This window comes from Roseobacter sp. HKCCA0434 (assembly GCF_032464675.1).
GTDB lineage: Bacteria > Pseudomonadota > Alphaproteobacteria > Rhodobacterales > Rhodobacteraceae > Pontivivens.
This window is the reverse complement of the sequence record NZ_JAWDKL010000007.1, coordinates 96647-122204: the sequence shown is the minus strand read 5'-3', so window position 1 is coordinate 122204 and position 25558 is coordinate 96647. Positions and strand designations below refer to the sequence as shown.

The window sequence follows — 25558 nt, the reverse complement described above, 5'->3', positions numbered from 1 at the left end:
CGGGTTTATCGGCGGCTCGACCCGCATCCACGCTGGCGGTGAGGCGGCGGGTGCGACCTCCGATGCTGGTCGTCCTGCCATCAATGCATTTTGGGGTCACGGCGTCTGAGGGTCCGACAGGCTCGGCTACGAGCAGCCTAAGGCCTTAGAGCCGGGATCGGGGCATTGCTGACGCTGTCGAGAACAGCGATTGCTACGCGCCGAGCAATTGGGCTTCCCCATTCGTACCGTCTGGCAGTTGCCAACTGGCCAGCTCGCCTTTCATCAGCTTAGGCTGAGTGCGTCGGCGCAAGTACGAGGATGGGGCATGGATAACGAAACTCTGAACGAAAGGCTGCTGGGCTGGATGAAGACCAGGGGGCCTGACGACTGGCACAGGGTCGTCAGCACGTATAACTGGGATAACGGTATGAGGCCGCTTCTCTGGATCGCCCGGCAGCCCCAGCTGGACCGCGCGACCGCGCATACGATGTTCTGGCTCACGTCACCGGAATGGTTTCTTCTCGGAAAACTCTACCGCGATGGTGGACGGGATCCATGGGAGGCGGGCGAACGGGAGCTGTGCGTGACCCTGTTCGATCGGGTTCGATCGGGATCGATCCCGGAGGGTGCATTCTCGACCGACCATCGCGACTTCGTGACGGCGGAGCGCTGGGAGAGCTATGCCCTCTTCAAGGGCGCCGATCCGGCCGAGTTCCGCTTGCCCGACTGGATGCATCACGAGATCGCCGGGAGGGTTGTGGACCTGTCCGGTATGGATGAGGGGTATCCGACGGCGTTCTTCGAAAATTAGCGATCTGGCGCGGCGGGAACTGCCCTGCCGATGGTGCGGGATCCATCGCGGCCCGACCGCCTGCACTCGGGACACTCGTCCGTGCAGGCGGCCTTGAGGCTTGGCTTAGCGGCCCGTGATGCCGGGGAAGGCGATGAGGATCGCCAGCGCCAGGACCTGCAGCGCGATGAACGGCAGGAGCGCGCGGAAGATCGTGCCGAGCGAGATGTCAGGTGGCGCCACCGATTTGAGGTAGAAAGCGGCCGGGCCGAAGGGGGGCGAGAGGAAGCTCACCTGCATGTTCATGCAGAACAGCACCCCGAACCAGACCGGATCGTAGCCCAGCGAGGTGATGATCGGGACGAAGATCGGCATGGTCAGGAGCGCGATGCCCACCCAGTCGAGAAACATGCCCAGCACGAACAGCACCGCCATCATGAACAGGAGGATCATCAAAGGCTCGTCGGAGATGTTGCCGATCAGCGCGGACACGAAGCGCACGCCGCCCATCAGGTTGAACACGCCGACCAGTGCCGAGGCGCCGATGCCGATCCAGACGATCATGCCGACGGTCTGCAGCGTCTGCATCGCGGCACCGCGGATCAGGGCGTAGGAGAACTCGCCACGCAGGATGGTGGACAGCATCACGCCGACCACGCCGACGGCGGAGGCCTCGGTCACGCTGGCGATGCCGCCATAGATGGAGCCGAGCACCGCGATCACCACCAGGATCGGCAGGATGAGACCCTTGAGCAGTTTGATCTTCTCCGACAGCGGGGTGTGGTCCTCCTCCTCCACGATCGGTGCGACCGCGGGGTTGAGATAGGCGCGGATCAGAACGTAAGCCACGTAGAACCCCGCCAGCATGAGGCCGGGAAAGAAGGCGGCGGTGAACAGGTCGCCGATCGAGACGTTGGCCGTCAGCCCGTAGATGATGAGGACGATCGAGGGCGGAACCATCGTGCCGAGCGCGCCCCCCGCGCAGACGACACCGATGGCCAGATGCCGGTCATAGCCGAGACGCAGCATCTGCGGCAGCGCGATCAGGCCCAGCAGGACGACCTCGCCACCGATGATCCCGGACATGGCGGCGAGGATGACGGCCACGAGGATGGTCTGGATCGCGACGCCCCCTCGCAGCCGTCCGCCGACCAGACGCATCGCGTCGAAGAGATCGCGGGCGATCCCGGATCGGTCGAGGATCGCGGCCATCAGCACGAACATCGGCACCGACACGAAGACGAAGCTCGACACGAACGAGTAGACGCGGCTCGTGATCAGAGGCACTGCCATCGGCCCGAACCAGCCGAGCGCGAAGATCAGCGCGACCAGCAGCGTCACGAAGGCCAGCGGAATGCCCGAGACGAGCAGAGCGAGCAGCATGCCGAACATCAGGAGCGTCGCGCCCTCGATGCCGAGCCCCTGGAACGAGCCGAAGAATTCCATCACCGCCGTCCCCGTGCGTAGTTGATCGTGAGGATCGCGAACTGCACGGCCATCACCGTCAGCACGATCAGAAGAAAGACCTTCATCAGGCCGGGATAGACCGGATCCCAGGCCGAGCCGGAGCGTTCCAGCCGGAACTCGCCCTGCGGCGTGAAGGCGGCGCGACCGACCATCAGCCAGGCGGCCCAGGCGAACATGGCGCTGGCCGCGGCACAGACGGCGGAGATGATGATATCGAGGGCGCGGCGGATGCGCGGGCCGACCGCGTCGTAGATCAGGACGACGCGGATATGCTTGTCGCGCGCGGTACAAAGCAGCCCGCCATAGACGAAGGCCAGACCGCTGAGGAAGATCGTCGTCTCATGCGCCCAGATCGTCGGGGCGTTGAAGACGTAGCGCAGCACGACCTCCTGGATCAGGATGAAGGCGGCGATCACGATGCCGGCGGCGAAGAGGATGCCGCCACGCTCGACGATGCGGCCCAGCCATCCGGCCTCGCGGATCGGGCCGCTCTCCTCGCGCGGATCGTGCTCCGCCGCGGCGGCGATGTCTGGGTCGCTGGTCATGGGATCACCTCGTCTGAAAGGGCCGGGCGCATCGGTGCGCCCGGCCCGGTCTCGGCTTGCGTCGCGGCTCAGTCGGCCGACAGCAGACCTGCCTCGTCGAGATAGGTGGTCAGGACGTCATAGACGCGCTGCGCGTTGTCCGAGCGCTCCGCGACCTTTTCCCACTCGCCGGTGGCGATGGAGCGGAAGCGGGCACGTTCCTCGGCCGGCCAATCATGGACGGTGATCTCGCCGCCGGCGCGCGCTTCCTCGACCGCGGCCATGTCGGCCTCGGCCAGTGCGTCGACCTGGGACTGGGCGAAATCCTGCACCGACTGCTCGAGGATCTGCTGCAGGTCCTCGGGCAGGGCGTTCCACTTCTCGAGGTTCATCGACACCTCGACCAGCGGCATGGAGTGGAAGCCGGGATAGACCGGGTGCGGGGCGACGTCATGCAGGCCCTGCGCCTGGTTGGTGGAGAACACGGTGTAATCCGCCGCGTCGATCACGCCCTTGTCGAGCGAGGTGAACACCTCGGAGCCGGGCAGGTTCACCGGCGCGGCACCCGCGGCGGCGAAGACCTGCTGCACGAGACCCTCGGGCGCGCGCATCTTCAGACCCTGCAGATCGTCCACGCCTTCGAGCGGCACGGAGGAGACGAAGGCCTCCAGGCCCGGCGTCGTCGCGCCGATGAAGTGCAGGCCATAGGGCTCCAGCAGCTCGTTCATCAGCTCGGCACCGCCGCCCTCGTTCATGAAGGCGAACATCTCCCCGGGCGCGGACCATGCGCCGACCGGGTTGGCGATCAGGCCGAAGGCCGGATCCTTGCCCGAGAAATAGGACGTGTCGGTGATGTGCCCGTCGAGGATGCCGGCGGCGATCGCGTCCTGCGTCTCGTTATGGGCGACGAGCGACTCGACCGGCAGCAGCTCGATCTCGACACGGCCGTCGGTCAGTTCCGACACGCTCTCGGCCCAGCCGGTCTGGAGCATGAAGTTGGGGTTGCCCGCGGGGTCCGAGGACTGGAAGCGGAACGAGAAGTCCTGCGCGGACGCGGCACCGGCGGCGAGTGCGGCAAGTGCCGTGGTGGTGATGATGAGACGTTTCATGTGATCCTCCCTGATCGGTTATGGTCGTCGTGTTCGACGGAGCGGGTCTCGACGCTCCGGGCGAAGTCTTGCGCCTGCGCCACGATGGCTTCGGGCGTCTGGGCGAGGTCGAGGGGCAGCACGCGCGGCCCTTCGGGGGGTTCGAGATCGGCGAACTGGCTGTCGAGCAGGCTGACCGGCATGAAGTGGCCTTGCCGCGCGCTCATCCGCTCGACCAGCAGGGCACGGGTGCCGTGCAGGAAGACGACCGTCAGCGGTCCAAGCCGGGCCTCCAGCCGCTCGCGGTAGCTGCGCTTCAGCGCCGAGCAGGCGATGACGCTGCGCGTCCCGGCGGCCTGCGCGGCCTCGGCCACGTTGTCGAGCCATCCGGCCCGCATCGCGTCGGTCAGCGGGCGGCCCGCGCTCATGTGGGCGATGTTGTCTCGCGGATGAAACTCGTCGGCCTCGACGAATGGGCGGTCGAGCGCGTCGGCCACGCCCCGTCCGATGGTGGACTTGCCCACCCCGCATACGCCCATGACGAGCACATGACCCACGGTCGATCTCCTCCCCTTCGGGGCGATTCGCATGATCGCCCTCGCTTCATTGCGGCTCCGATCGAAAACCGGGCTACATGTTAGCGCTATCATTATTTGACAGCGCTAACATCTGTCAAGAGGATGCGAGAGATCCAAGGCGACCACGGGACAAATATGCGCAACAGCAAGGTGACATTGGCCGATGTCGCGGCGGAGGCCGAAGTGAGCACGATCACCGTCTCACGCGCGCTCAACCGGCCCGAAATCGTGTCCGAGCAGGTGCGCAAGCGGGTGCGCGATGCGGTCGGGCGGTTGGGCTACGTTCCCAACCAGGCAGCGCGTCTGCTGGCCTCGGGGCGGTCCAACGTGATCGGAGTGGTGATCCCCTCGATCTCCAACAACGTGTTCACGGACGTGTTGCGCGGGATCTACGAAGCGGTTGAGGCGACCCCGTTCGAGATCCAGCTCGCCAATGCCCGCTACAAGCCCGAGCGGGAGGAATCGCTGCTGCGAATCTTCGCCGCCCAGCGGCCCGCCGGTCTCATCGTCGCGGGCATCGACCAGACCGAGGCGGCGCGCGGCATCCTCGACACGCTTGACGCGCCCGTGGTGCAGATCATGGAGATCGGCGCCGATCCGGTCGACATGGCCATCGGCTTCTCGCAAGGCGACGCGGCGGCGGCGGCGACGGCCCACCTGATCGCGCAGGGCTACCGACGGCCCGGGTTCCTCGGCGCACGGCTCGACCCGCGCACCCGGCGGCGATTTGAGGGGTTCCGCCGCGCCTGCGAGGCGAAGGGGCTGTTCGATCCCGACTGCATGGAGACGACCGAACAGGCGTCGAGCATCCAGCTGGGGGGCGAACTGCTCGCCGCGCTCCTGACGCGTCGGCCCGAGACCGACGCGGTGTTCTGCAACAATGACGACATCGCCATCGGCGCGCTGTTCGAGGCGCATCGCCGCGGGATCGCGGTGCCGGAGCGGCTGGGCATCTGCGGCTTCAACGATCTGGAGATCGTGCGCCATTCGGTGCCCGCGGTAACTTCCGTGGCCACGCCGCTCTACGAGATGGGCCGGGGCGCGGTGGAGCTGATCGCCGCCCGACTGAAAGGCGAGGACCAGCCCGAGCCGGTGCGCGACATGGGCTTTCGCCTGATGGCCCGCGACAGCACGCAGCGTCGGTAGGGAGCGCGCCGGGCGCTTGGATTTCGCCGATCGCCCCGGCATAGTTGGAGCAAGCGCGAGGACAGCCATGCACGACCACCCGCATCACGACAACGAGCTCGACGAGATGACGGCGCGCGTGCGGGCGCTGGAGACGATCCTGACCGAGAAGGGGCTCGTCGACCCGGCGGCGATCGACGCGATCATCGAGACCTACGAGCACGAGGTGGGCCCACGCAACGGAGCGGAGGTCGTCGCGCGGGCCTGGAGCGACCCGGATTTCGCGGAGTGGTTGCGGCGCGACGCGACGGCGGCCATCGCCTCGATGGGCTTCATCGGTCGGCAGGGCGAGCACATGGTCGCCCTGTTCAACACGCCCGAGGAGCACAACCTCGTCGTCTGCACGCTCTGCTCCTGCTATCCGTGGCCGGTCCTCGGCCTGCCGCCGACCTGGTACAAGGCGCCGGCCTACCGCGCCCGCGCCGTGCGGGAGCCGCGCGCGGTGCTGGGGGAGTTCGGCGTCGATCTGCCCGCCGAGGCGCGCATCCGGGTCTGGGATTCCACGGCCGAGCTGCGCTACCTCGTGATCCCGATGCGGCCCGAGGGGACGGATGAGCTCGATGCGGCCGCGCTGGCGGATCTCGTCACGCGCGACAGCATGATCGGATGCGGGCTGGTTCCCGCACCGGAGGCCGCATGAACGGGCCGCACGATCTGGGAGGCCGCCACGGCTTCGGGCCGGTCGTGCCGGAAGATGCCGGGACGCGCTTCCATGCGGAATGGGAGAAGCGGGCACTGGGCCTCACGCTGGCGGCGGGAGCGCTCGGCCATTGGAACATCGATGTGTCGAGACATGCGCGCGAAAGCCTGCCGCCCGTCATCTACTACACGTCCAGCTATTACGGGATCTGGTTGCGCGCGTTGGAGACCCTACTGAAAGGGGCGGGCGAGCTGTCGGAGGCGGAGTTTGCCGCCGGACATGCGCAGCGACCAGGCAAGCGGGCCGATCGCCGTCTTGCCCCCGAGGCGGTTCCCGGCGTCCTGGCCGCGGGCGGCCCGACCGAACGGCCGGGGCCGCGACCCGGTTTCGCGATCGGCGACAGGGTCCGCACGCGCAACCACCAGCCGCCGGGGCACACCCGGCTGCCATCCTATGCGCGAGCTCGCGTCGGGACGGTGACGGCCTCGCATGGAAGCCATGTCTTCCCCGACAGCAACGCGCATTTCGAAGGGGAGCAACCGCAGCCGCTCTACACCGTGGAATTCACGGCGGAGGAGCTTTACGGCGCGGATGGCGATCCGACCCTGACGGTCAGCATCGACGCCTGGGAGAGCTATCTTGACCGCGCCTGAAGCCCCGTTCGAGCAGCCCTGGCAGGCGCAGCTCTTCGCGATGACGGTCGCCTTGAACGAGGCCGGTGCGTTCACCTGGTCGGACTGGGCGGCCGCGTTCGGCCCGCGCGTGCAGGAGGTCGAGTCAGATGCCTACTGGGACGTCTGGTCGGAGGCGCTCGTCGCGATTCTCGATCAGCGTGGCATCGCGACGTCGACCGATGTCGAAAGGCTGACCCGCCGTTGGCAGGAGGCCGCGCACGCGACGCCGCACGGTCAGCCTATCGAGCTGTCGGCCGCCCCTCAGGATTGACCGGTGTAGGCCTATGCGCTCGGGGGGGCGCTAGAGCATTCGGCAGGGGCAGCCCGTCGCTTCGTCATGGTCCCGGACAGGGATGGTGGCCGAGAGACCAGGATAGCATCTTGAGATCGAGCTGTTCTACGATCTTACCCGCTAGTGCACGCACAACGGTATGTCGTTGCGCGTCGACTTCGAGCAGCAGAAACCGAACCGGGCAGATGCCCAGGAGACAGGGGCACGTCAGTCCCGAATGCCGCGGTCATGGAGACTTCGGCTCAGTGCGATCTGGCGTCGCGATTCCTGTGCTCTCTCAACAGGTTGAGGACGAGTAGGGCCGTGGGGGTCGGCTCCTCCCCGGATCGGCGCACGATGCCGTAATCGGAGACGGCCATGTCCGTCGCGAGGGGCAGGATCGACAGCCGGCTGCCCAGCGACCCGCGCGCGATGAAGAACTCGGCCACCGCCCGTGCGAGGGGCGACACCGCGTTCGTTTCGTTCACATGGGCCAGCGTGAACAGGATCGACGGGGTGCCCAGCACACGCCGGGGCAGCGGAAGGCCGTGTTCCAGCAAGTAATTCTCCGCCGTTCGCCGTAAAAGCCCGCCGGGGGGCTGCATGACCCAGTCATAGGCCAGGCAATCGTCGAGCGTCACGTCGGGCTTGCCGACCAAGGGATGCTCCAGCCGGACGACGAGGCTGATCGGTTCGGGGCCGATCATGTCGATCAGGAAGGGCCGCGCATCCGCACCGTCGGGAATGCGCCCGATATAGAGGTCGATCTCGTCCGACAGCAGCGCGTCCGACAGGCGGTCTGAGGTGTCGATATGGACGCTCGTCTCGATGTCCGGATAGGCGACGCGCATCTCGCGCAGGGTGGGCAAAAGCAAGTCGAGCGACGGTCCGGTCACGGAGCCGATGCGGACGTGCCCCCGCGTTCCCTCGGCGATCTGGGCGATCTCCTGCCGGGTCCGCTCCAACCCGCGCAGCATGGCGCTCGCTTGTCCAGCGAGCAGGGCGCCTGCCTCCGTCAGGAGGATGCCACGCGACTGGCGCGTGTGGATCGGCGTGCCGAGCATCAGTTCGAGCTGGCCGAGGATGCGCGACGCGGTCGGCTGGGTCATCCCGACCTGCTGGGCCGCCGCGCTGATCTGATCGGTGTCGCGCAGCGCCGCGAGCAGTCGCAGGTGGGAGAACTTGAGCCCGCTCAGGGTGAGGTCCCGCGGGATCTTCGGTTTTTCGGCGCGCGGCATCGATATGCTCCATATGGTATATCATGCGTATGCAATCGAATTTGACTGATATGTCTGTGTCCTGCAAGCCTGACCCCATCGACGTTGCCGGACCGGCGTTCCCCGAGGGGGCAAACCCGGCGCGGCTGGCCGAAGTGCCCCCGGCGTCAAGACGAACAGGAAGGATGCGCTCGATGCTCTTGTCGCAATATCGCCACCGGGACGGCCGGGTTCAGGTCGTCGCCCGCGACGGGTCGGAGGCCTATGATCTGCGGACCGACCTGACGCTCTACGGTCTGGCGATGTTGGCGATCGAGCGCGAGACAACGCTGCGCGAGCTGATCCCGTCCCTGGGTTTGGGGGCTGCGGTGGACCTGGGCGTGTTGGCAGGGGACGGTCGGCTGCTGCCGCCGGTGACGCATCCCGACCCGGCCCACCTGCACCTGACGGGAACCGGGCTGACGCATCTGGGCTCCGCTTCCACGCGGTCGGCGATGCATGCCGCGGACGCCGCGAGCGAGACGGACTCCATGCGGATGTTCCGAATGGGCGTGGAGGGCGGCAAGCCTGCGAACGGGTCTGCGGGCGTTCAGCCGGAATGGTTCTACAAGGGAAACGGCGCCGCGCTGGTCGCGCCCGGTGCGCCTCTGGTCAGTCCCGCCTTCGGCCAAGATGGCGGGGAGGAGCCGGAGATCGCGGGGCTTTACGTCGTCGCGCCGGACGGCACGCCGCACAGGGTGGGCTTCGCGCTCGCCAACGAGTTTTCCGACCATGTGACGGAGCGGCAGAACTACCTCTACCTCGCCCATTCCAAGCTGCGGCCCTGCGCGATCGGCCCCGAGCTGCTGGTGGGCGATCTGCCCGACAGCGTGGAAGGGGTCAGCCGCATCCGGCGGGGGGACGGGACGATCTTCGAAAAGCCGTTCCTGTCCGGCGAAGCGAACATGTCCCATTCCATCGCCAATCTGGAACATCATCACTTCAAGTACGACCTGTTCCGCCAGCCAGGCGATGTCCATGTCCACATGTTCGGGACGGCGACGCTGTCCTTCGCCGACGGGGTCGAGACGCGCGATGGCGACATGTTCGAGATCGAGGCCGCACCGTTTGGCCTGCCGTTGCGCAATCCGCTGCGCCAGGCGCCACTGGGCCGCCCCGAGCCGCTGACCGAAGTGAGGGCGTTGTGAGCTTCCGCGCGGCGGAATGGCCGCGTCGCCTGCGCAGCCAGGAGTGGTACGGCGGCACCAGCCGGGACAGCATCTACCACCGCGGCTGGCTCAAAAACCAGGGCTATCCGCACGATCTGTTCGACGGGCGCCCCGTTATCGGGATCCTGAACACCTGGTCTGACCTCACGCCGTGCAACGGGCATCTGCGCGAGCTGGCGGAGAAGGTGAAGGCCGGGGTCTGGGAGGCGGGGGGCTTCCCGCTGGAGGTGCCGGTCTTCTCCGCCTCGGAGAACACGTTCCGTCCGACGGCGATGATGTACCGCAACCTCGCGGCGATGGCGGTCGAAGAGACGATGCGCGCGCAGCCCATCGACGGCGCGGTCTTGCTGGTCGGGTGCGACAAGACCACGCCTAGCCTGATGATGGGCGCGGCCTCCACCGACATTCCCTCGATCGTCGTGACCGGCGGACCGATGCTCAACGGTTGGTTCCGCGGGCAGCGCGTCGGATCGGGCACCGCGCTGTGGCAGATGAGCGAGGACATCAAGGCGGGCAAGATCGGCCGGGAGGATTTCCTGGAGGCCGAGCAGGCGATGAGCCGATCCTCGGGAACCTGCAACACGATGGGCACGGCCAGCACGATGGCGAGCATGGCGGAGGCTCTCGGCATGGCGCTGTCGGGCAATGCGGCCATTCCGGCGGTGGATGCCCGCAGGCGCGTCATGGCCCAGATGTCGGGTCGGCGCATCGTGCAGATGGTCAAGGACGATCTGAAACCGTCGGACGTGATGACGCGCGCGGCGTTCGAAAACGCGGTCCGCGTCAACGGGGCGATCGGCGGCTCGACCAACGCGGTGCTGCACATGCTGGCGCTGGCCGGGCGTGTCGGGGTCGAGTTGACGCTCGATGACTGGGACGCGCTGGGCCGGGACGTGCCGACCATCCTCAACCTGATGCCGTCGGGCGAGTACCTGATGGAGGAATTCTTCTACGCCGGCGGCTTGCCTGTGGTGCTCAAGCGGCTGGGCGAGGCGGGTCTGTTGCATCGTGACGCGCTGACCGTTTCGGGCGGGGGCATCTGGGACGAGGTCAAGGATGCGCGCAACTGGAACGAGGATGTGATCCGGCCCGCCGACCGTCCGATCACCGCGAGCGGCGGCATCGCGGTGCTGCGGGGCAATCTCGCGCCCGAGGGGGCGGTACTGAAACCGTCCGCCGCGTCGCCCCGCCTGATGCGGCATCGCGGGCGCGCGGTCGTCTTCGAGGACATCGACGACTACAAGGCGCGGATCGCCGACGATGCGCTCGACATCGACGAGACCTGCGTGATGGTCCTGAAGAATTGCGGCCCACGCGGCTATCCAGGCATGTCCGAGGTCGGCAATATGGGCCTGCCGCCCAAGGTGCTGAAGAAGGGGATCACCGACATGGTCCGCATCTCGGACGCGCGCATGTCGGGCACCGCTTACGGGACCGTGGTCCTGCACACCGCGCCGGAAGCGGCCGTCGGCGGGCCGCTCGCCGTGGTTCGGGACGGGGACATGATCGAGATCGACGTGGCCGCGCGCCGGTTGCATCTCGACGTCCCGGACTCGGAGCTCGCCGCCCGGCTGGCGGACTGGACGCCGCCGGGTGATGCGCCCACGGGTGGTTATGCCAGACTGTTCCACGACCATGTCGAAGGGGCCGAGACGGGGGCGGATTTCGACTTCCTCAAGGGCTGCCGGGGACGGGAGGTGCCACGTGACAGTCACTGAGATCGCGCTGGTCGGCATCGGCAAGATCGCCCGCGACCAGCACATCCCCGCCGTCCAGGACAATCCTGCCTTCCGGCTGGCCGCGACGGTCAGCCGCTCGGGCGGGGTGGAGGGGGTCGAAAACCACGCGACGGTGGAGGCGCTGCTCTCGGCCCGGCCCGATATCTCCGCTCTGTCGCTGACCATGCCGCCGGGGCCGCGCTACGAGGCCGCCGCCTGCTGCATCGCGGCGGGGCGCCACACCATGCTGGAAAAGCCACCCGGCGCGACGGTGGCCGAGGTGCTGAAGCTGGACCGACAGGCCCGCGCGGCCGGTGTGACCCTGTTTGTGACCTGGCATTCGCGCCATGCGCGCGCGGCGGATGCGGCGCGGCGCTGGCTGGCCGGACGCGCCGTGCGGTCCGTCCGGATCGACTGGCGCGAGGATGTGCGCAAGTGGCATCCGGGGCAGGATTGGATCTGGCGGCCCGGCGGGCTGGGCGTCTTCGATCCGGGCATCAATGCCCTGTCGCTGGCGACGGCCATCCTACCGGTGGAACTGCACCTGACCGCGGCGACGCTGGTTTTTCCGGAAAACCGCGATACGCCGATCGCCGCCGATCTCACCTTCGCCGGCCCGGAGGGGATCGAGGCGACGGCGGGCTTCGACTGGCGCGAGCAGGGCGGGGAGACCTGGCAGATCGCCGTCGAGACCGATGAGGGTCCGCTGGTCCTGACCGATGGCGGCGCGCGCCTGATGATCGACGGCGCGGACCAGCCGGTGGAGGGGCCGGGCGAGTACCCATCGCTCTACCGCCGGTTCGCGGAGTTGATCGACACGGGCGCGAGCAGCGTCGATGTCGAGCCGCTGATCCACGTCGCCGATGCCTTCATGCTGGGGCGGCGCGTGACCGTCGCGCCTTTCCACGACTGAACGACCGGAGTTTCCATGACCGAGCTTACTGGACAGCACTATATCGCGGGCGACTGGGTCGACGGCGGTGGGAGCTTTTGCTCCGACCCGGTGTCGGGATCCCCTTTGACGGTCTGCGCGGGTGGGGCGGCGGAAATGGACGCGGCCCTGCGCGCCGCCGAGGAGGCTTTCGTCACCTATGGCTGGATGCCGCGGGAGCGGCGGGCGGAGTTCCTCGACGCGATCGCGGAGGAGATCGAGGCGCGCGTCGATGCGATCGTGCAGGTCGGGATGGCGGAAACGGGATTGCCCGAACCGCGCCTCAGGGCGGTGGAGTTGCCACGAACCGCCAATCAGCTGCGCCTGTTCGCCGCGCATGTCCGCGACGGAGCCTATCTCGACCGACGCCATGACGCAGCACTGCCGGAGCGCCAGCCGATGCCGCGCCCGGATCTGCGGATGATGCAGCGGCCGCTCGGCCCTGTGGGCGTGTTCGGCGCGTCTAACTTTCCACTCGCCTTCTCCACCGCGGGGGGCGACACCGCCGCGGCGCTCGCCGCCGGGTGCCCCGTCGTCTATAAGGGCCATCCGGGTCATCCGGGCTGTGGGGAGCTGGTCGCCCGCGCGATCGCGGCGGCGGCGGGGAGGACCGGGATGCCCACGGGCGTCTTCGGCTTCGTTCAGTCGAACACCAACGAGGCAGGCGAGGCACTGGTCACGCATCCCCTGACGCGGGCCGTCGGATTCACCGGGTCCTATCGCGGCGGCAAGGCGCTGTTCGACCTTGCGATGGCGCGCGACGAGCCGATCCCCTTCTTCGGCGAATTGGGAGCGGTCAATCCGGTCTTCGTCCTGCCCGCGGCACTGGCCGCGCGGGGAGAGCGGATCGGTGCCGACTGGGCGGCTTCGCTGGTCATGGGGGTCGGTCAGTTCTGCACCAATCCCGGTGTCGTGGTGCTGCCCAACGGTGCGGGGCAGGACGCGTTCGTGGAGGCGGCCCGCGCCGCACTCGCAGGCACGCAGGCGCAGCCGATGCTGACGGCGGGGACCGCGGGGGCCTACCGGGACGGGCTCTCGGCGTTGGCCGGGGTTGGCGGCGTCGAGACGCTGCATTCCGCTCCGGGCGAGGGGCGCGAGGGTGGGCCGGGGCTGTTCGCCGTGTCGGGCGACGACTGGCTGCAACAGCCGGAGCTGGCGTACGAGGTCTTCGGTCCGGCGGGGCTGGTCGTTCGGGCCGCCGACGCCGACCAGGTGCAGGCCATCGCGCAAGGGCTTTCGGGACAACTGACCGCGACCCTGCAGATGGAGGACGAGGACCTGCCGATCGCGCGGGCGCTCATCCCTGTGCTGGAGCGCAAGGCCGGGCGGGTCCTGGTCAACGGCTTTCCCACCGGGGTCGAGGTGGCGGATGCGATGGTCCATGGCGGGCCGTTCCCGGCCTCCACCAATTTCGGCGCGACGAGCGTGGGGACGCTGGCCATCCGGCGGTTCCTGCGGCCCGTCTGCTATCAGAACATGCCTTCGGAACTGCTGCCGGAGGATCTGAGGGACTGAGTGTCCCTCGCACGGAATGGCCGGACACCGGGGGGAACCGGGGTCCGGCCTGACAAAGGGGTCGTCGCGAAAGGACCAGCCCCGTTCATCAAAGGGAGTGAAACAATGAAGAGCATACTTTTGGCAAGTGCCGCGATCGTCGCGGGCACCGCAGCCTCGGCCCAGACGGTCGGGTTCTCGCAGATCGGATCGGAATCGGGCTGGCGTGCCGCCGAAACGACGCTGACCCGTCAGCAGGCCGAGGAACGCGGGATCGACCTGCGCTTTTCCGACGCGCAGCAGCGGCAGGAGAACCAGATCTCCGCGATCCGGTCCTTCGTCGCGCAGGGCGTGGACGCGATCCTGCTCGCCCCGGTCGTCGCGACCGGCTGGGACAGCGTGCTGGAGGAGGCCGCGGAGGCGGAGATCCCCGTCGTCCTGCTCGATCGTCTCGTCGACAGTTCCGACGAGCTTTACCTGACGGCGGTCGGCTCCGACCTGGTGCACGAGGGGGAGGTCGCGGGCCAGTGGCTCGTCGACAACAAGCCCGAGGGCGAATGCCGCGTGGTGGAGCTTCAGGGCACCACCGGCTCTTCCCCCGCGATCGACCGCGCGACGGGATTCCGCAACGCGATCGAGGGCAATGCCGATATCGAGATCGTGCGCAGCCAGACCGGCGACTTCACCCGTTCGGGCGGCAAGGAGGTCATGGAGAGCTTCCTGCAGGCCGAGAGCGGCAACGACATCTGTGCGCTCTACGCCCATAACGATGACATGGCGCTGGGGGCGATCCAGGCGATTACCGAGGCAGGCATGGATCCGGGCGGTGACATCCTGATCGTGTCGATCGACGCGGTGCCCGACATCTTCCAGGCGATGGCGAACGGGGATGCGAACGCGACGGTCGAGCTGACGCCGAACATGGCCGGTCCCGCCTTCGACGCGCTGGAGGCGTACTGGGCAGACGGGACGGAACCGGAGAAGTTCATCCAGACCGAATCCCGTCTCTACACGCAGGCCGACGATCCGCTGGCAGAGTACGAGGCTCGCAAGGATCTGGGCTATTGATCGGGAGGCCGGGGTGGGTCACCGCCCCGGCCACTTCCGGCGACGAGGACGAAACGATGCTTCTGACCATCCGTGACCTCAGCAAGTCCTTTCCGGGGACGAAGGCTCTGGACGGCGTGGATTTCGACCTCGCCGCGGGCGAGGTCCATGCCCTGCTCGGCGAGAACGGTGCGGGCAAATCCACGCTCATCAAATGCATGACCGGCGCCTACCGGCGTGATGCCGGGGAGATTCGGCTGGACGGAGAGGCCGTCTCTCCCGCCAGTACGGCGGAGGCGCAGGCGCTGGGCATCGGCACGGTCTACCAGGAGGTCAACCTGCTGGAGAACCTGACCGTGGCGCAGAATCTCACCTTCGGGCGGGAGCCGCGCCGCTTCGGCCTGGTGGACGGGCGCAGGCAGCGGCGACAGGCGCGGCGGATGCTAAAGGACTACGGACTCGACATTGATGTCGGGCGGGATCTGGGCAGCTATTCGGTCGCCATTAGACAGATCGTGGCGATCGCGCGCGCGGTCGAGGTCTCGGGCAAGGTCCTGATCCTCGACGAGCCAACGGCGAGCCTCGATGCGACCGAGACGCGAATGTTGTTCGATATCGTCCGGCGCCTTCGGGATCGCGGGCTGGGCATCGTCTTCGTCTCGCATTTCCTCGACCAGGTATTCGACTTGACCGACCGGGTCACGGTGCTTCGCAACGGGTGCAAGATCACGACGGAGAAGACTGCCGAACTCGACCGGCTCTCACTGATCCGGCACATGCTTGGGCGAGAGCTGGAAGCCGTGGAAAGTGCCGGGGCGCAGGCCCCCGCGCAAGGCGTCGGCGGCAAGGAGGCCGTGCGGTTCGACGGGTTCGGCCGGGCAGGGCTGGTCGAGCCGTTCGACCTGACCGTGCGCGAGGGGGAAGTCATCGGTCTGGCGGGGCTGCTCGGATCAGGGCGGACGGAAACCGCCGAGCTGATGTTCGGCGTCCGTCAGGCCCAGACCGGCACGGCGACCGTGGACGGAACGCCGACCGCGCTCACGTCCCCGCGGGAGGCGATCGCCGCCGGGTTCGGATTCGCCCCCGAGGACCGGAAGATCGACGGCATCGTGCCGGACCTCTCGGTGCGAGAGAACATCATCCTCGCGCTGCAGGCGAGGCGCGGATGGGCCCGTCCCATCCCGCGGGCCGAGCAACACCGACTCGCCGAGGACTATATTCAGAAGCTCGATATCCGCACTTCGGATGCCGAGAAGGCCGTGGGCGAGCTGTCCGGCGGCAACCAGCAGAAGGTCGTGCTGGCGCGCTGGCTGGCGATGAACCCGCGCTTCCTGATCCTGGACGAGCCGACGCGCGGGATCGATGTCGGCGCGCATGCCGAGATCCTGCGCCTGATCGCACGTATTACCCAAAGCGGCATGTCGCTGCTGGTGATATCGTCCGAACTGGACGAACTGGTCGCCGCGGCCGACCGGATCATCGTCGTGCGCGACCGCGCCCATGTGGCGGAACTGACCGGCGCGGACGTGTCGACCGACGCGATCGTCCGTGCGATCGCCGCCCCCGACGAAGGGAGGGCCGCCTGATGCCCCGCGCAATTCGCCGCTGTTTGCCGCAAATCGTCACGCTGGCCGTGCTGATTGTGCTGGTGACGCTCTTCTTCCCGCAATTCCTGACGATCTCGCTGGAGAACGGCCGCCTGACCGGGCCCGTGGTCGACATCTTGAAGCGCGGCGCGCCGGTCGCCCTGCTGGCCGTGGGCATGACGCTGGTGATCGCGACGAAGGGCATCGACCTGTCCGTCGGGACGGTGATGGCGATATCGGGGGCGGTCGCGGCCTGGACGCTCGCATCGGGGATGGGCGTGCTGCCGGCCTTGGGCCTGGCGGTTCTGGCCGGGCTCGCCTGCGGGCTGTGGAACGGGTGCCTGGTCGCCTTCGTCGGTATCCAGCCCATCGTGGCGACGCTGATCCTGATGACCTCGGGCCGTGGCATCGCGCAGCTCATCACGGAGGGGCGTATCCTGACCTTCTCGGAGCCCGCCTTCGCGTGGTTCGGGTCCGGCACGGTCGTGGGCATACCCGTCCCCGCCCTGATCTGGCTCGTCACCGGCGTTGCGGTCGCGGTCCTGATGCGGCGCACCGCCTTGGGGCTGCTGGTGGAATCGATCGGCATCAATCGCGCGGCATCGGCGCTGGCGGGCGTGAACGCGCGGGTGTTGCTGTTGGCCGTCTACATGGCCTCCGGTCTGTGCGCTGCTTTGGCCGGGATCATCGCAACGGCCGACATCCGCGGAGCGGACGCGAACAATGCCGGGCTGTGGCTCGAACTTGACGCGATCCTCGCCGTGGTGATCGGTGGCAACTCGCTGCTCGGCGGGCGCTTCTCCATCGCCGCATCCGTGCTGGGCGCGCTGATCATCCAGACCGTGGACACCGGCATCCTGCTGGCCGGTTTCCCGTCCGAATACAACCTGATCATCAAGGCGGGGCTGGTGCTGGCGATCCTTCTGGTCCAGTCCCCGAACCTCGCGGCGCACTGGTATTTCCTGCGCGCCCGGCTGGGACGAGGGCGGGATGCCGGGACACTCGCCGACAAGGAGGCATCGTGATGTCCGTGAACCCCAGACTGTTCCCGCTGCTCGCCACCATCGCGATCTTCGTGGCGGCCTACATCATCTGCTGGCTGCAGTTCCCGTTCATGCTGTCGACCCGCGTGGCCGGAAACCTGCTGACGGACAATGCCTATCTCGGCATCGTCGCCGTGGGGATGACGGTCGTCATCCTGTCGGGCGGGATCGACCTGAGCGTCGGCTCGGTGATCGCGTTCTCGGGCGTGTTCATCGCCGTCATGCTTCGCGATACCGGTCTGCATCCGCTGGTCGTGTTCGCCCTCCTGCTGATCGTCACGACGGCCTTCGGCGCGGCGATGGGAGCGATCATCCACTGGCTCGCGATGCCGGCCTTCATCGTGACGCTGGCCGGCATGTTCCTGGCGCGCGGCGTGGCCTACATGCTGACCATCGATTCAGTGGCGATCGACCATGCCTTCTTCGACATGCTGCAGGACGCCTATTGGCGGATGCCGGGCGGGGGGCGGTTCACGCTGATCGGGGGGCTGATGCTGCTCTCGATCCTTCTGGGGACAATCGTCGCCCACCGGACCCGGTTCGGGGCCAGCGTCTTCGCCATCGGGGGAGGGGCGGCGACCGCGCGGCTGATGGGGGTGGAGGTCGCGCGGACCACGATCGGGATCTATGCGTTTTCGGGGCTGATGGCGGGGATCGCGGGGATCGTGTTCGCGATCTATACCGGCTCGGGCTACCCGCTCGCGACCGTGGGAACCGAGCTGACGGCCATCGCCGCTGTCGTCATCGGTGGGACGCTCCTCACCGGGGGGGCGGGATACATGTTCGGAACGCTGTTCGGCGTCTTGACGATGGGCTTGATCCAGACCTACATCGTCTTCGATGGGTCACTTTCTAGCTGGTGGACCAAGATCGTCATCGGGGCTCTGCTGCTGTCGTTCATCGTCCTGCAGAAGGGGTTGCTGAGACTGACCTCACCGACCTGACGGCGCGGACGGACCGGTTTGGTCGAAGGCGTCGCGGTGCTCTGCCGCCGCCGATCGCTATGGCTCGATGGACAGCCAAAGCTCGTCAGGGTCGAGATGCGTGTAATCCAGGCGCTGGGCTTGCAGCCAGCGTTCGAGATGGCGCAGGAAGTCGGCGGGGCCGTGCTGGACCGGGCGGTAACGCGGGCTCCAGCCCGGCGATCCGCCCCAATTGTCCCACGGACGCTCGGCATTCAGATGCGGTCCGAGGCGGCAGCCGACGAGGGCCACCTTGCCGACGGACTCAAGCGTCTGCCGGGAGATGATCCCGCTGCGGTCTGAGCGGGAGCCGAGCGAGACCTCGCAGGCCGGATGATCCGCCGAGGCGTAGGGCGTCGCGCGGACGCCCTCGAACCATTGCCGGGCGACGAAATGGTGGCCGGGGGCCGTGCCCTCTGCCGTGAAGTCGCAGTCGTGGCAGACGAAGCCGTGGGCCGCGTCGATCCGCGTCGACGGGGCGAGCGCCCAGGTCCGGTCGGTCCGCCCGATGCGCGTGCGGATCTCGCAGCGCTCGAACAGGGCCGTCGCGCCCCCGAAGATGAAATCGACATCGCCTTCGATGAGGCAGTCGGTGAGGTGGGTCCGGCCCGTCCCCTGGAGGTAGAGCGTGTCCTGATGGCTGGTGAGGCGCAGATCGTGCGCGTGCAGCCCGTCAGCCTTCGCCATGTGCAGGGCAACGGCCTGGTGCTGTCCGTCCGCGTCGGGCCGGTCGCAGGCGTGAGTGTTGGTGATGTCGAGATGGGCGAGATGGGTGCCGTCACGCTCGACCCGCAGGACGGCGCTGTTGTCGGTGCCGATATGGGTGCGGGCCGCGATGCGCTCGTGGATGGCGCGGCTGGCCGGGTGAGCCTGCCGGAAGACATTGCCGTAGCGGCGCCGGTACTCTGCGCCCGGCATCCGTGCATCGATATCCGCGACGAGCCGCGCGCGGTCGGGTCCGGGCCGTCCCCGGATCGTCAGGGGCGGTCCGGGGCGCGGGATGTAGACGGGGCCGGTATGGGATCCGGGTGCAAGCTCGACGGTCAGACGCCGGTCGCCGCCTTGCAGGCTGGCGTGATCGACAGCTTGCTGGAGCGTCGCGAAAGCCTTGGGACTTGCGGGATCGACCAGAAGATCGGGCGGGGCGTCACGGGGCGGGGGGCCTGCCATGTCGGGGCCGAGAACCGCCGTCGCGAGGTCGGGCGCGCGCGGCATCAGCCCACCGCGATCTCGGCGGAGAGGTCGGAGCGGACCAGCGATGCGGCCATCATCAGCGGGCCGACCCCCTTGGGATCGTCCACGCGCAGCCGCTCGGATACGTAATAGGCCGCGGTGCCGTCGCGGTAGCGTCCCTCGAACTGCCCCAGACCGGCGACATGGCAGATCCGCTGCATCCGGCGCTGTCCGTCCGGGTCACGCTCGACGCAGGCCGCGACAGCCCGCAGTGCGCCGCGCCCGTCCGGTGCGGCGAGGCCGAGGGAGGCGGCCTTGAGAAAGGCATAGGTGAACATGGCCGAGGCGGAGCTTTCGGCATAGTTGCCCTCCAGATCCGGCTGGTCGATGACCTGCAACCACAGGCCGTCGGAACGCTGCACCTCTCCCACCCGGCGGAGGAGCGATTCCGTCCGGGTGCGAAATGGGGCGAAGCGGTTGGGGCCGACCAGCTCCGCGATATCGACCAGCGCCATCGCCAGCCAACCGAGCGCACGCGCCCAGTGCGCGGAGGTCTGGCCGGTGTCGGGGTCGGCCCAGGGCTGCTTGTGCGTCTCGTCGACGGCGTGGGCGTAGAGGCCGGTCGCGGGCACATGAGTCATCTCGAGCGCGGTGTCGAGCTGCGCGAGCGCGTCGTCCACCAGCGCAGGTGTACCGATCCGTTGGCCATAGCCGATCTGGAACGGCAATCCCATGTAGAGCCCGTCGAGCCAGACCTGCCAGGGATAGCGCAGCTTGTGCCAGTAGACGCCCGAGCGCGTCCGTGGGTGGGTCGAGAGCTGATCGGCCAGCCGGGCCGCCGCGGCGAGGTAGCGCGGATCGCCCGTGATCTCGTCCAGCGCCAGCAGGGCGCGGCCCGAGAGGATGTTGTCGATGTTGTAGTCGTGGGGATCGTAGCCCGCGAGCCGGTTTCCGTCGCCGATCTGCGCGTCGACGAGGCGGACGAGGTGGTCGCGCCAGCGCGCCTCTCCGGTCTGCCGCCACAGCAGTTCCAGCCCGCGGTAGAGCAGGCCGTCCTCGTAGCACCACGCGCCGCCCTTGTAGGGGACGTGGGCGGTGGCGTAAGCGTCGAAATAGTCGCTCAGCATGGGGTCTCCTCGGAACTGGTCCGCGCGACGGTGTCGACGGTGCCGCTCACCTCGGCGAACTCGCTGAGCATCGCGATGCCGGCGACGGCCGCCACATGCAGGGCCATCAGCGGCGGGGCAGGGGGGGCGTCGGCGACGGAGATGCTCACATCGTCGAGCCGGATGCCGGACACCGGCGCCTCCGGCAGGCCCAGGATCGCGACACCCGCGCAGGTGACGTCGCGGGCGGTGACGCGCGACAGGGCCACGTTCTCGATGACGGGGGTGTTTTCGTCGACGGCGCGCGGGGCGCGGGACTGAACCCAGTCGTCCTTGCCGTCGGGGTCGCAGAAATAGAAGGCGTTGATGGCGAGCGGGGTCGCGACGCCCGTCATCGCCACGTCCTCCATCACGATGTTGCGGATGCGGCCGCCGCGTCCGCGCCGGGTCTTGAGACGCAATCCGCGATCGGTGCCGACGAAGTCGCAGGCGGAGATGCGCACGTTCTCGACCCCGCCCGACATCTCGGAGCCGATGACGACCGCCCCGTGTCCGTGCTGCATGCGTGAATGGCGGATGGAGAGGCGGGTGCAGGGGGCGAGGTGATCGTCCTCGCCCGCGGGTCCCCGCTTGCCCGCCTTGATCGCGATGCAGTCGTCCCCGACCGAGAAGTCGAGTCCGGTGAGCCGGGCGTCGGTGCAGCTTTCGGGGTTGAAGCCGTCGGTATTGGGGCTGTCCTTAGGGTTCAGGATGGTCAGCGCCGCGGCGCGCAGGCGGTCGCAGCGATAGGGGTGGATGGTCCAGCTCGGTGCGTTGCGGCAGGTCACGCCGGTCAGGATGACGTCGTCGCAATAGAGCAGGTGCATCAGGCGCGGGCGGCGCGCGCCGTCGCGCGTTTCCTTCGGCCAGCTCCACCAGTCGCCGCGATCCCCGCCGCCGTCGAGCGTGCCGCGCCCCGTGATGGCGAGGCGGGGGCAGTCGATCGCGGTGATGAGGGCGGCGAAGCAATTTTCGGGCAGACCTTCCCACGAGCCGAGAGGGCGTCCCGAGCGGTCACGGGCGGGCAATTGCGGCCAATCGGCGCGTGAGGCGGGCGCGGCCAGTTCCGCGCCGCCCGCGAGATGCAGGACCATGTTCGGGCGCAGGAACAGGGGGCGCGTCTCGTAGCGGCCCGGCGGGATGTGGAGCGTCCCGCCCTCGGGCACGGCATCGAGGGCGTGTGCGATGGCCTCGGTGCAATCGGTGTCGGGCGCCGCGCCGTGATCGGTTATATCGACGAGCCCTGCGCAGGCGGACGTGCGGAAAGTCATTTCCCCGAGCCGGGTCGCCAAGCGATAGTCGGTCGCGGGCACGAGGTCGTCGAGGAACAGGGTGCAGGCCTCCGCCCGCCCCGTCTGCACGGGCTGCTTGGTGCCCGCCTGCTCCAGCTGCCAGTCGAGCGGGCGGGGTTGCGCGTGGCGCGCGCCGGCGGGCGCGATGAGAAGGGCGGCCGTTCTTGGCGTGACGGCGAGAACCTCGAAAACGGTCATGTCATGCGATCTTCAATCGAAGCGGAAAGTGGCGGGGCGGGCAGCGGGTCTGCCCGCCCCGGTGACGGCGGGACGTCAGCTTTCGATGTCCTCGAGCACTTCCTCGATGGCCATCATCATCTCGGCGGCGGCTTCGCGCGCGTCGATCTCGCCATAGGCGAACAGTTCGAGGTTGTCCTGCAGCGCGGAGCGGACGTCGGGATGCTCCATGAACGGATGGATCGCGGGCCCCTCGGCGTCGAGAACCTTGTTCTGCGCATCCATCTGCGCGGGGGCGATGGCGTCCGCGCCGACCAGCATGTCGCGCGCGCCGTTGGAGGCGGGCACGCCGCGCGTCGCGCCGAGGGCCATGACGCCCTCCTCCTCGTTCAGCAGGCAGTTGAGGATCTGCGCCGCGGCCTCGGGGTGCTCGGAATTGGCCGAGATGGCGAAGACCATGGACGCCTTGCGGTAGACGCCGGGCGTCTGCTGCCCGTCCTGGCCGAGCAGGCCGACATATTCGATCTCCTGACCATCGGCGAGCGGGTCGGAGATCTTGAAATAGGTCGAATCCCACTGGTAGGTGCCCGCGATCCGGCCTTCGGTCCAGTCGGGGTTCTCATGCAGCGGGATGTTGCCTGCCGCCGCGTGATCGGGCCAGGAGGGCACGACGTGGTTGTCCACCAGCGTCTGGTAGAACTCGATCGCCTCCACCAGCTCGTCCTCGGTCCACAGGAGCTCGTTCGTGGCCGGGTCGATCAGCGGCTTGCCCGTATTTTGCGTGCCGTAGAGGGTCACCAGCAGCGAGGCGTCGAGGCCGATGCCCTCGAACGGGTAGTAGTCCTCGCCCAGCCGCTCCGCGAAGATCGGGCCGGCGGCGATCAGGTCGTCCCAGCTTTGCGGCAGGTCCAGGCCCGCCTGCTCCCACGTCGTGGTGTTGAAGACGAAGAGCCGCCCGGTCGTGGACACGGGAATGCCGTTGAGCGCGCCGTTCTGCGTGCCGCTCTCGATCTGGGCGTCCGACCAGTTCGAAAGGTCGATGATGTCGGAATGGTCGTTGAGATCGGCGAGCCCGTCGCCATCGGGCGAATAGATCGGCAGCCACGGCCAGTTGACCTGCATGATGTCGGCCTCGGTCCCGCCGGCGATCTGGGTCGTCAACTTCTCGAAATGGCCAGACCAGCCGGTGAATTCGGGCCGGATCGTGTGCCCGTGCTTGTCTCCGCAGGCCTGGAGCGCGGCCTGCGTCGCCTCGTGGCGGCTGTCGCCGCCCCACCAGCTCATCCGCAGATCCTCGGCCAGCGCGCCGGTCGCCAGGATCGTCGTGCCGAGCGCCAGAGCGATTGCACCTGTTCGTGTCATGTCTTCCTCCCTTGTTATGGTTCAGTCGTTGCTTAGTGAGATGTTCGCGCCGTCTTCTCCGGTCGCGAAGAGGTGGATCTGCGGGCCGCGGGGCATGAGACCCAGCCGGTCGCCGCGGGAGACCGCCGCGATCTCGGGGGCGGAGGGCGCCACCGCCACAAGCGTTTCGGGGCCGACCCGGACGTGCAGGTTGACCTCGTGGCCCATGAATTCGACGTTCACGACCTCGCCGGTGAAGGCGTCCGCCGCCTCTGCCGGGACGATGTCGAGATGCTGGGGCCGGATGCCGAGGCGCACCGGGCCGTCGGGTGCGGATATGCGGTGGGCCAGGCCGTCGGGCACGCTGACGGTCTGGCGATCGACGCTCAGGCGCGGGACGCCGCCCTCCCGCGTCAGGACCGCGTCGACGATGTTCATTTCCGGCATGCCGATGAACCCGGCGACGAAGGCATTGGCGGGCCGGGCATAGAGCGTGCGCGGATCGGCGACCTGCATGATGCGGCCGTCCTTCATCACGCAGATGCGGTCGCCCATCGTCATCGCCTCGACCTGATCATGGGTGACGTAGACGACGGTGGCCGGACGGCCTTCGCGGCGCAGACGCTTGTGCAGGTCGGTGATGCGCACCCGCATCGACGCGCGCAGCTTGGCGTCGAGATTGGACAGCGGCTCGTCGAACAGGAACACGTCCGGGCTCTTGATGAGGGCGCGGCCCAAGGCGACTCGCTGGGCCTGCCCGCCCGAGAGCTGCTTGGGCAGGCGATCGAGCAGGCTTTCGATCTCAAGGATGCCTGAGACGTCCTCGGTCGCGCGGGCGATCTTCGGCTTGGCCATCTTGCGCAGCTTCAGCCCGAAGGAGAGGTTTCGCGTCACCTTCATGTGCGGGTAGAGCGCGTAGTTCTGAAACACCATCGCGATGCCGCGCTTGCCGGGCACCAAGTCGTTGACCACCCGGTCGCCGATGCGGATCTCGCCGCCGCTGACGGTTTCGAGCCCGGCGATCATGCGCAGCGTCGTCGACTTGGCACAGCCCGAGGGGCCGACGAGGACCATGAACTCGCCCTCCTCCACGTCGAGGTCGATACCGTGCACCGCGCGGAAGCCGTTGCCATAGGTCTTTTCGAGGGACCTGAGTTGAAGTTCGGCCATCAGCCTTTCACCCCCCCGGTGGATATGCCCTGGATGAAGTATTTCTGGGCGAGGAAGAACACGACGAGCGAGGGCGTCAGCGCCAGCACGGTCATCGCGAGGATCTGGTTCCAGTTGAACGCCTCGGTCGTGTCCACCGCGAGTCGCAGCGCCAGGCTGATCGGGTAGTTCTCGACCGAGGAGATGTAGATGAGCGGCCCGAGGAAATCGTTCATCGTCCACATGAACTGAAACAGGCAGACCGAGATCAGCGCGGGCGTCAGCATCGGGATCACGATGTAGATCAGCACCTGGAAGGTGTTCGCCCCGTCGACGCGGGCCGCCTCCTCCATCTCGCGCGGGATGGAGCGAAGGAACTGGATCAGCATGAAGACGAAGAACGCCTCCCACGCGAACCATGACGGCACGAAGAGCGGCAGGTAGGTGTCGAGCCAGCCGAATTCGCGGAAGATCAGATATTGCGGGATGCGCGTGACCACATCGGGCAGCAGCAGCGTCGCGATCAGGATCACGAAGAGCGCCTTCTTGCCCGGAAACTCGAACCGGGCGAAGCCGTAGGCGACCGCGGTGCAGGAGATCGCGGTGCCGATGACCTTCGGGATGACGATATACATCGAGTTGAGGAAGAACCGCCCGAACGTGTAGGGCGTGGAGGTCTGCCAGCCGTCGATATAGCCCTGCAGGGTCGGGTTCTCGGGCCAGAACCACGGGGTCGAGAAGATCTCTTGGTTGGTCTTGAAGCTCGCCCCGATCATCCACAGAAGCGGATAGATCATCACCAGCCCCACGACGATCAGCAGCGTGTAGCGGATCGCGGCGGCGACGCGCGCGCGGCGGCGCAGCTTCAGCTCCAGG

24 protein-coding genes are annotated in these 25558 nt (G+C 67.9%); 13 read left to right on the top strand and 11 right to left on the bottom strand.

What is annotated here, in order from left to right:
• Nucleotides 1-307 precede the first annotated feature (307 nt).
• Nucleotides 308-793 (top strand): DUF4274 domain-containing protein, encoded by a 486-nt coding sequence (locus RX333_RS06700; RefSeq protein WP_316014151.1) that lies wholly within the window; start codon nucleotides 308-310, stop codon nucleotides 791-793.
• Nucleotides 794-898: 105 nt separating this feature from the next.
• Here RX333_RS06700 and RX333_RS06695 read toward each other — a convergent pair whose 3' ends face one another.
• The 4 genes from RX333_RS06695 to RX333_RS06680 form a co-directional block, all read right to left on the bottom strand.
• Nucleotides 899-2218 (bottom strand): TRAP transporter large permease subunit, encoded by a 1320-nt coding sequence (locus RX333_RS06695; RefSeq protein WP_316014150.1) that lies wholly within the window; start codon nucleotides 2216-2218, stop codon nucleotides 899-901.
• On the bottom strand, nucleotides 2218-2784 hold the full coding sequence (locus tag RX333_RS06690) for a TRAP transporter small permease (RefSeq protein WP_316014149.1): 567 nt from the start codon (nucleotides 2782-2784) through the stop codon (nucleotides 2218-2220). The genes RX333_RS06695 and RX333_RS06690 overlap by 1 nt, the downstream gene beginning before the upstream one ends.
• Before the next feature lie 68 nt (nucleotides 2785-2852).
• Nucleotides 2853-3872 carry a TRAP transporter substrate-binding protein gene (locus tag RX333_RS06685; protein WP_316014148.1) on the bottom strand — a complete coding sequence of 340 codons (1020 nt, stop codon included), beginning with the start codon at nucleotides 3870-3872 and terminating at the stop codon, nucleotides 2853-2855.
• A complete protein-coding gene (locus RX333_RS06680; RefSeq protein WP_316014147.1) occupies nucleotides 3869-4408 on the bottom strand; it encodes a gluconokinase in 540 nt (179 codons plus the stop codon). The genes RX333_RS06685 and RX333_RS06680 overlap by 4 nt, the downstream gene beginning before the upstream one ends.
• A 156-nt stretch (nucleotides 4409-4564) precedes the next feature.
• Here RX333_RS06680 and RX333_RS06675 point away from each other — a divergent pair, with 156 nt between their 5' ends.
• From RX333_RS06675 to RX333_RS06660, 4 genes are all read left to right on the top strand, one after another.
• Complete coding sequence (locus tag RX333_RS06675; protein WP_316014146.1) at nucleotides 4565-5575, top strand: LacI family DNA-binding transcriptional regulator; 1011 nt, start codon at nucleotides 4565-4567, stop codon at nucleotides 5573-5575.
• A gap of 67 nt (nucleotides 5576-5642) precedes the next feature.
• Nucleotides 5643-6254, top strand: a complete 612-nt coding sequence (nthA, locus tag RX333_RS06670; RefSeq protein ID WP_316014145.1) for a nitrile hydratase subunit alpha — start codon at nucleotides 5643-5645, stop codon at nucleotides 6252-6254.
• Nucleotides 6251-6907: a nitrile hydratase subunit beta gene (gene nthB / locus RX333_RS06665; RefSeq protein ID WP_316014144.1), complete on the top strand. Its 657-nt coding sequence runs from the start codon at nucleotides 6251-6253 to the stop codon at nucleotides 6905-6907. The genes nthA and nthB overlap by 4 nt, the downstream gene beginning before the upstream one ends.
• Nucleotides 6894-7199 carry a nitrile hydratase accessory protein gene (locus RX333_RS06660; RefSeq protein ID WP_316014143.1) on the top strand — a complete coding sequence of 102 codons (306 nt, stop codon included), beginning with the start codon at nucleotides 6894-6896 and terminating at the stop codon, nucleotides 7197-7199. Before nthB ends, RX333_RS06660 begins: the two co-directional genes overlap by 14 nt.
• A gap of 263 nt (nucleotides 7200-7462) precedes the next feature.
• On the opposite strand, the gene RX333_RS06655 is transcribed toward RX333_RS06660, so the two are convergent.
• Nucleotides 7463-8437 (bottom strand): LysR substrate-binding domain-containing protein, encoded by a 975-nt coding sequence (locus RX333_RS06655; protein ID WP_316014142.1) that lies wholly within the window; start codon nucleotides 8435-8437, stop codon nucleotides 7463-7465.
• A gap of 173 nt (nucleotides 8438-8610) precedes the next feature.
• Here RX333_RS06655 and araD1 point away from each other — a divergent pair, with 173 nt between their 5' ends.
• From araD1 to yjfF, 8 genes are all read left to right on the top strand, one after another.
• A complete protein-coding gene (gene araD1 / locus RX333_RS06650) occupies nucleotides 8611-9603 on the top strand; it encodes an AraD1 family protein (RefSeq protein ID WP_316014141.1) in 993 nt (330 codons plus the stop codon).
• Nucleotides 9600-11342 carry an L-arabinonate dehydratase gene (gene araD / locus RX333_RS06645; RefSeq protein ID WP_316014140.1) on the top strand — a complete coding sequence of 581 codons (1743 nt, stop codon included), beginning with the start codon at nucleotides 9600-9602 and terminating at the stop codon, nucleotides 11340-11342. The genes araD1 and araD overlap by 4 nt, the downstream gene beginning before the upstream one ends.
• Nucleotides 11329-12255, top strand: coding sequence for a Gfo/Idh/MocA family protein (locus tag RX333_RS06640; protein ID WP_316014139.1), 927 nt, complete (start codon nucleotides 11329-11331; stop codon nucleotides 12253-12255). Before araD ends, RX333_RS06640 begins: the two co-directional genes overlap by 14 nt.
• A gap of 15 nt (nucleotides 12256-12270) precedes the next feature.
• Entirely contained in the window at nucleotides 12271-13788 is a 1518-nt protein-coding gene (locus RX333_RS06635; protein ID WP_316014138.1) for an aldehyde dehydrogenase (NADP(+)), read from the top strand.
• A gap of 105 nt (nucleotides 13789-13893) precedes the next feature.
• A complete protein-coding gene (ytfQ, locus tag RX333_RS06630) occupies nucleotides 13894-14835 on the top strand; it encodes a galactofuranose ABC transporter, galactofuranose-binding protein YtfQ (RefSeq protein ID WP_316014137.1) in 942 nt (313 codons plus the stop codon).
• A gap of 56 nt (nucleotides 14836-14891) precedes the next feature.
• Nucleotides 14892-16400: a sugar ABC transporter ATP-binding protein gene (locus RX333_RS06625; RefSeq protein ID WP_316014136.1), complete on the top strand. Its 1509-nt coding sequence runs from the start codon at nucleotides 14892-14894 to the stop codon at nucleotides 16398-16400.
• Nucleotides 16400-17425: an ABC transporter permease gene (locus RX333_RS06620; protein ID WP_316014135.1), complete on the top strand. Its 1026-nt coding sequence runs from the start codon at nucleotides 16400-16402 to the stop codon at nucleotides 17423-17425. The genes RX333_RS06625 and RX333_RS06620 overlap by 1 nt, the downstream gene beginning before the upstream one ends.
• Entirely contained in the window at nucleotides 17425-18387 is a 963-nt protein-coding gene (gene yjfF / locus RX333_RS06615; RefSeq protein WP_316014134.1) for a galactofuranose ABC transporter, permease protein YjfF, read from the top strand. Before RX333_RS06620 ends, yjfF begins: the two co-directional genes overlap by 1 nt.
• A 57-nt stretch (nucleotides 18388-18444) precedes the next feature.
• Here yjfF and RX333_RS06610 read toward each other — a convergent pair whose 3' ends face one another.
• The 6 genes from RX333_RS06610 to RX333_RS06585 form a co-directional block, all read right to left on the bottom strand.
• Nucleotides 18445-19620, bottom strand: a complete 1176-nt coding sequence (locus RX333_RS06610) for a pectinesterase family protein (RefSeq protein WP_316014133.1) — start codon at nucleotides 19618-19620, stop codon at nucleotides 18445-18447.
• Entirely contained in the window at nucleotides 19620-20705 is a 1086-nt protein-coding gene (locus RX333_RS06605) for a glycoside hydrolase family 105 protein (RefSeq protein ID WP_316014132.1), read from the bottom strand. Before RX333_RS06605 ends, RX333_RS06610 begins: the two co-directional genes overlap by 1 nt.
• Nucleotides 20699-22213, bottom strand: a complete 1515-nt coding sequence (locus RX333_RS06600) for a glycoside hydrolase family 28 protein (RefSeq protein ID WP_316014131.1) — start codon at nucleotides 22211-22213, stop codon at nucleotides 20699-20701. Before RX333_RS06600 ends, RX333_RS06605 begins: the two co-directional genes overlap by 7 nt.
• A 75-nt stretch (nucleotides 22214-22288) precedes the next feature.
• Nucleotides 22289-23554 carry an ABC transporter substrate-binding protein gene (locus RX333_RS06595; protein ID WP_316014130.1) on the bottom strand — a complete coding sequence of 422 codons (1266 nt, stop codon included), beginning with the start codon at nucleotides 23552-23554 and terminating at the stop codon, nucleotides 22289-22291.
• A gap of 21 nt (nucleotides 23555-23575) precedes the next feature.
• A complete protein-coding gene (locus RX333_RS06590; protein WP_316014129.1) occupies nucleotides 23576-24703 on the bottom strand; it encodes an ABC transporter ATP-binding protein in 1128 nt (375 codons plus the stop codon).
• Complete coding sequence (locus RX333_RS06585) at nucleotides 24703-25551, bottom strand: carbohydrate ABC transporter permease (RefSeq protein WP_410056054.1); 849 nt, start codon at nucleotides 25549-25551, stop codon at nucleotides 24703-24705. Before RX333_RS06585 ends, RX333_RS06590 begins: the two co-directional genes overlap by 1 nt.
• Between the last annotated feature and the right edge of the window lie 7 nt (nucleotides 25552-25558).

Bases quoted from the DNA above. Each gene is read 5' to 3' on its own strand.
- araD1 (WP_316014141.1), top strand. From the start codon at position 8,611: ATGCTCTTGTCGCAATATCGCCACCGGGACGGCCGGGTTCAGGTCGTC.
- ytfQ (WP_316014137.1), top strand. From the start codon at position 13,894: ATGAAGAGCATACTTTTGGCAAGTGCCGCGATCGTCGCGGGCACCGCA.
- RX333_RS06595 (WP_316014130.1), bottom strand. From the start codon at position 23,554: ATGACACGAACAGGTGCAATCGCTCTGGCGCTCGGCACGACGATCCTG.
- RX333_RS06610 (WP_316014133.1), bottom strand. From the start codon at position 19,620: ATGCCGCGCGCGCCCGACCTCGCGACGGCGGTTCTCGGCCCCGACATG.
- yjfF (WP_316014134.1), top strand. From the start codon at position 17,425: ATGTCCGTGAACCCCAGACTGTTCCCGCTGCTCGCCACCATCGCGATC.
- RX333_RS06590 (WP_316014129.1), bottom strand. From the start codon at position 24,703: ATGGCCGAACTTCAACTCAGGTCCCTCGAAAAGACCTATGGCAACGGC.
- RX333_RS06675 (WP_316014146.1), top strand. From the start codon at position 4,565: ATGCGCAACAGCAAGGTGACATTGGCCGATGTCGCGGCGGAGGCCGAA.
- RX333_RS06690 (WP_316014149.1), bottom strand. From the start codon at position 2,784: ATGACCAGCGACCCAGACATCGCCGCCGCGGCGGAGCACGATCCGCGC.
- RX333_RS06655 (WP_316014142.1), bottom strand. From the start codon at position 8,437: ATGCCGCGCGCCGAAAAACCGAAGATCCCGCGGGACCTCACCCTGAGC.
- RX333_RS06600 (WP_316014131.1), bottom strand. From the start codon at position 22,213: ATGACCGTTTTCGAGGTTCTCGCCGTCACGCCAAGAACGGCCGCCCTT.
- RX333_RS06620 (WP_316014135.1), top strand. From the start codon at position 16,400: ATGCCCCGCGCAATTCGCCGCTGTTTGCCGCAAATCGTCACGCTGGCC.
- RX333_RS06605 (WP_316014132.1), bottom strand. From the start codon at position 20,705: ATGCTGAGCGACTATTTCGACGCTTACGCCACCGCCCACGTCCCCTAC.
- nthA (WP_316014145.1), top strand. From the start codon at position 5,643: ATGCACGACCACCCGCATCACGACAACGAGCTCGACGAGATGACGGCG.
- RX333_RS06700 (WP_316014151.1), top strand. From the start codon at position 308: ATGGATAACGAAACTCTGAACGAAAGGCTGCTGGGCTGGATGAAGACC.
- RX333_RS06625 (WP_316014136.1), top strand. From the start codon at position 14,892: ATGCTTCTGACCATCCGTGACCTCAGCAAGTCCTTTCCGGGGACGAAG.
- RX333_RS06635 (WP_316014138.1), top strand. From the start codon at position 12,271: ATGACCGAGCTTACTGGACAGCACTATATCGCGGGCGACTGGGTCGAC.
- nthB (WP_316014144.1), top strand. From the start codon at position 6,251: ATGAACGGGCCGCACGATCTGGGAGGCCGCCACGGCTTCGGGCCGGTC.
- RX333_RS06695 (WP_316014150.1), bottom strand. From the start codon at position 2,218: ATGGAATTCTTCGGCTCGTTCCAGGGGCTCGGCATCGAGGGCGCGACG.
- RX333_RS06685 (WP_316014148.1), bottom strand. From the start codon at position 3,872: ATGAAACGTCTCATCATCACCACCACGGCACTTGCCGCACTCGCCGCC.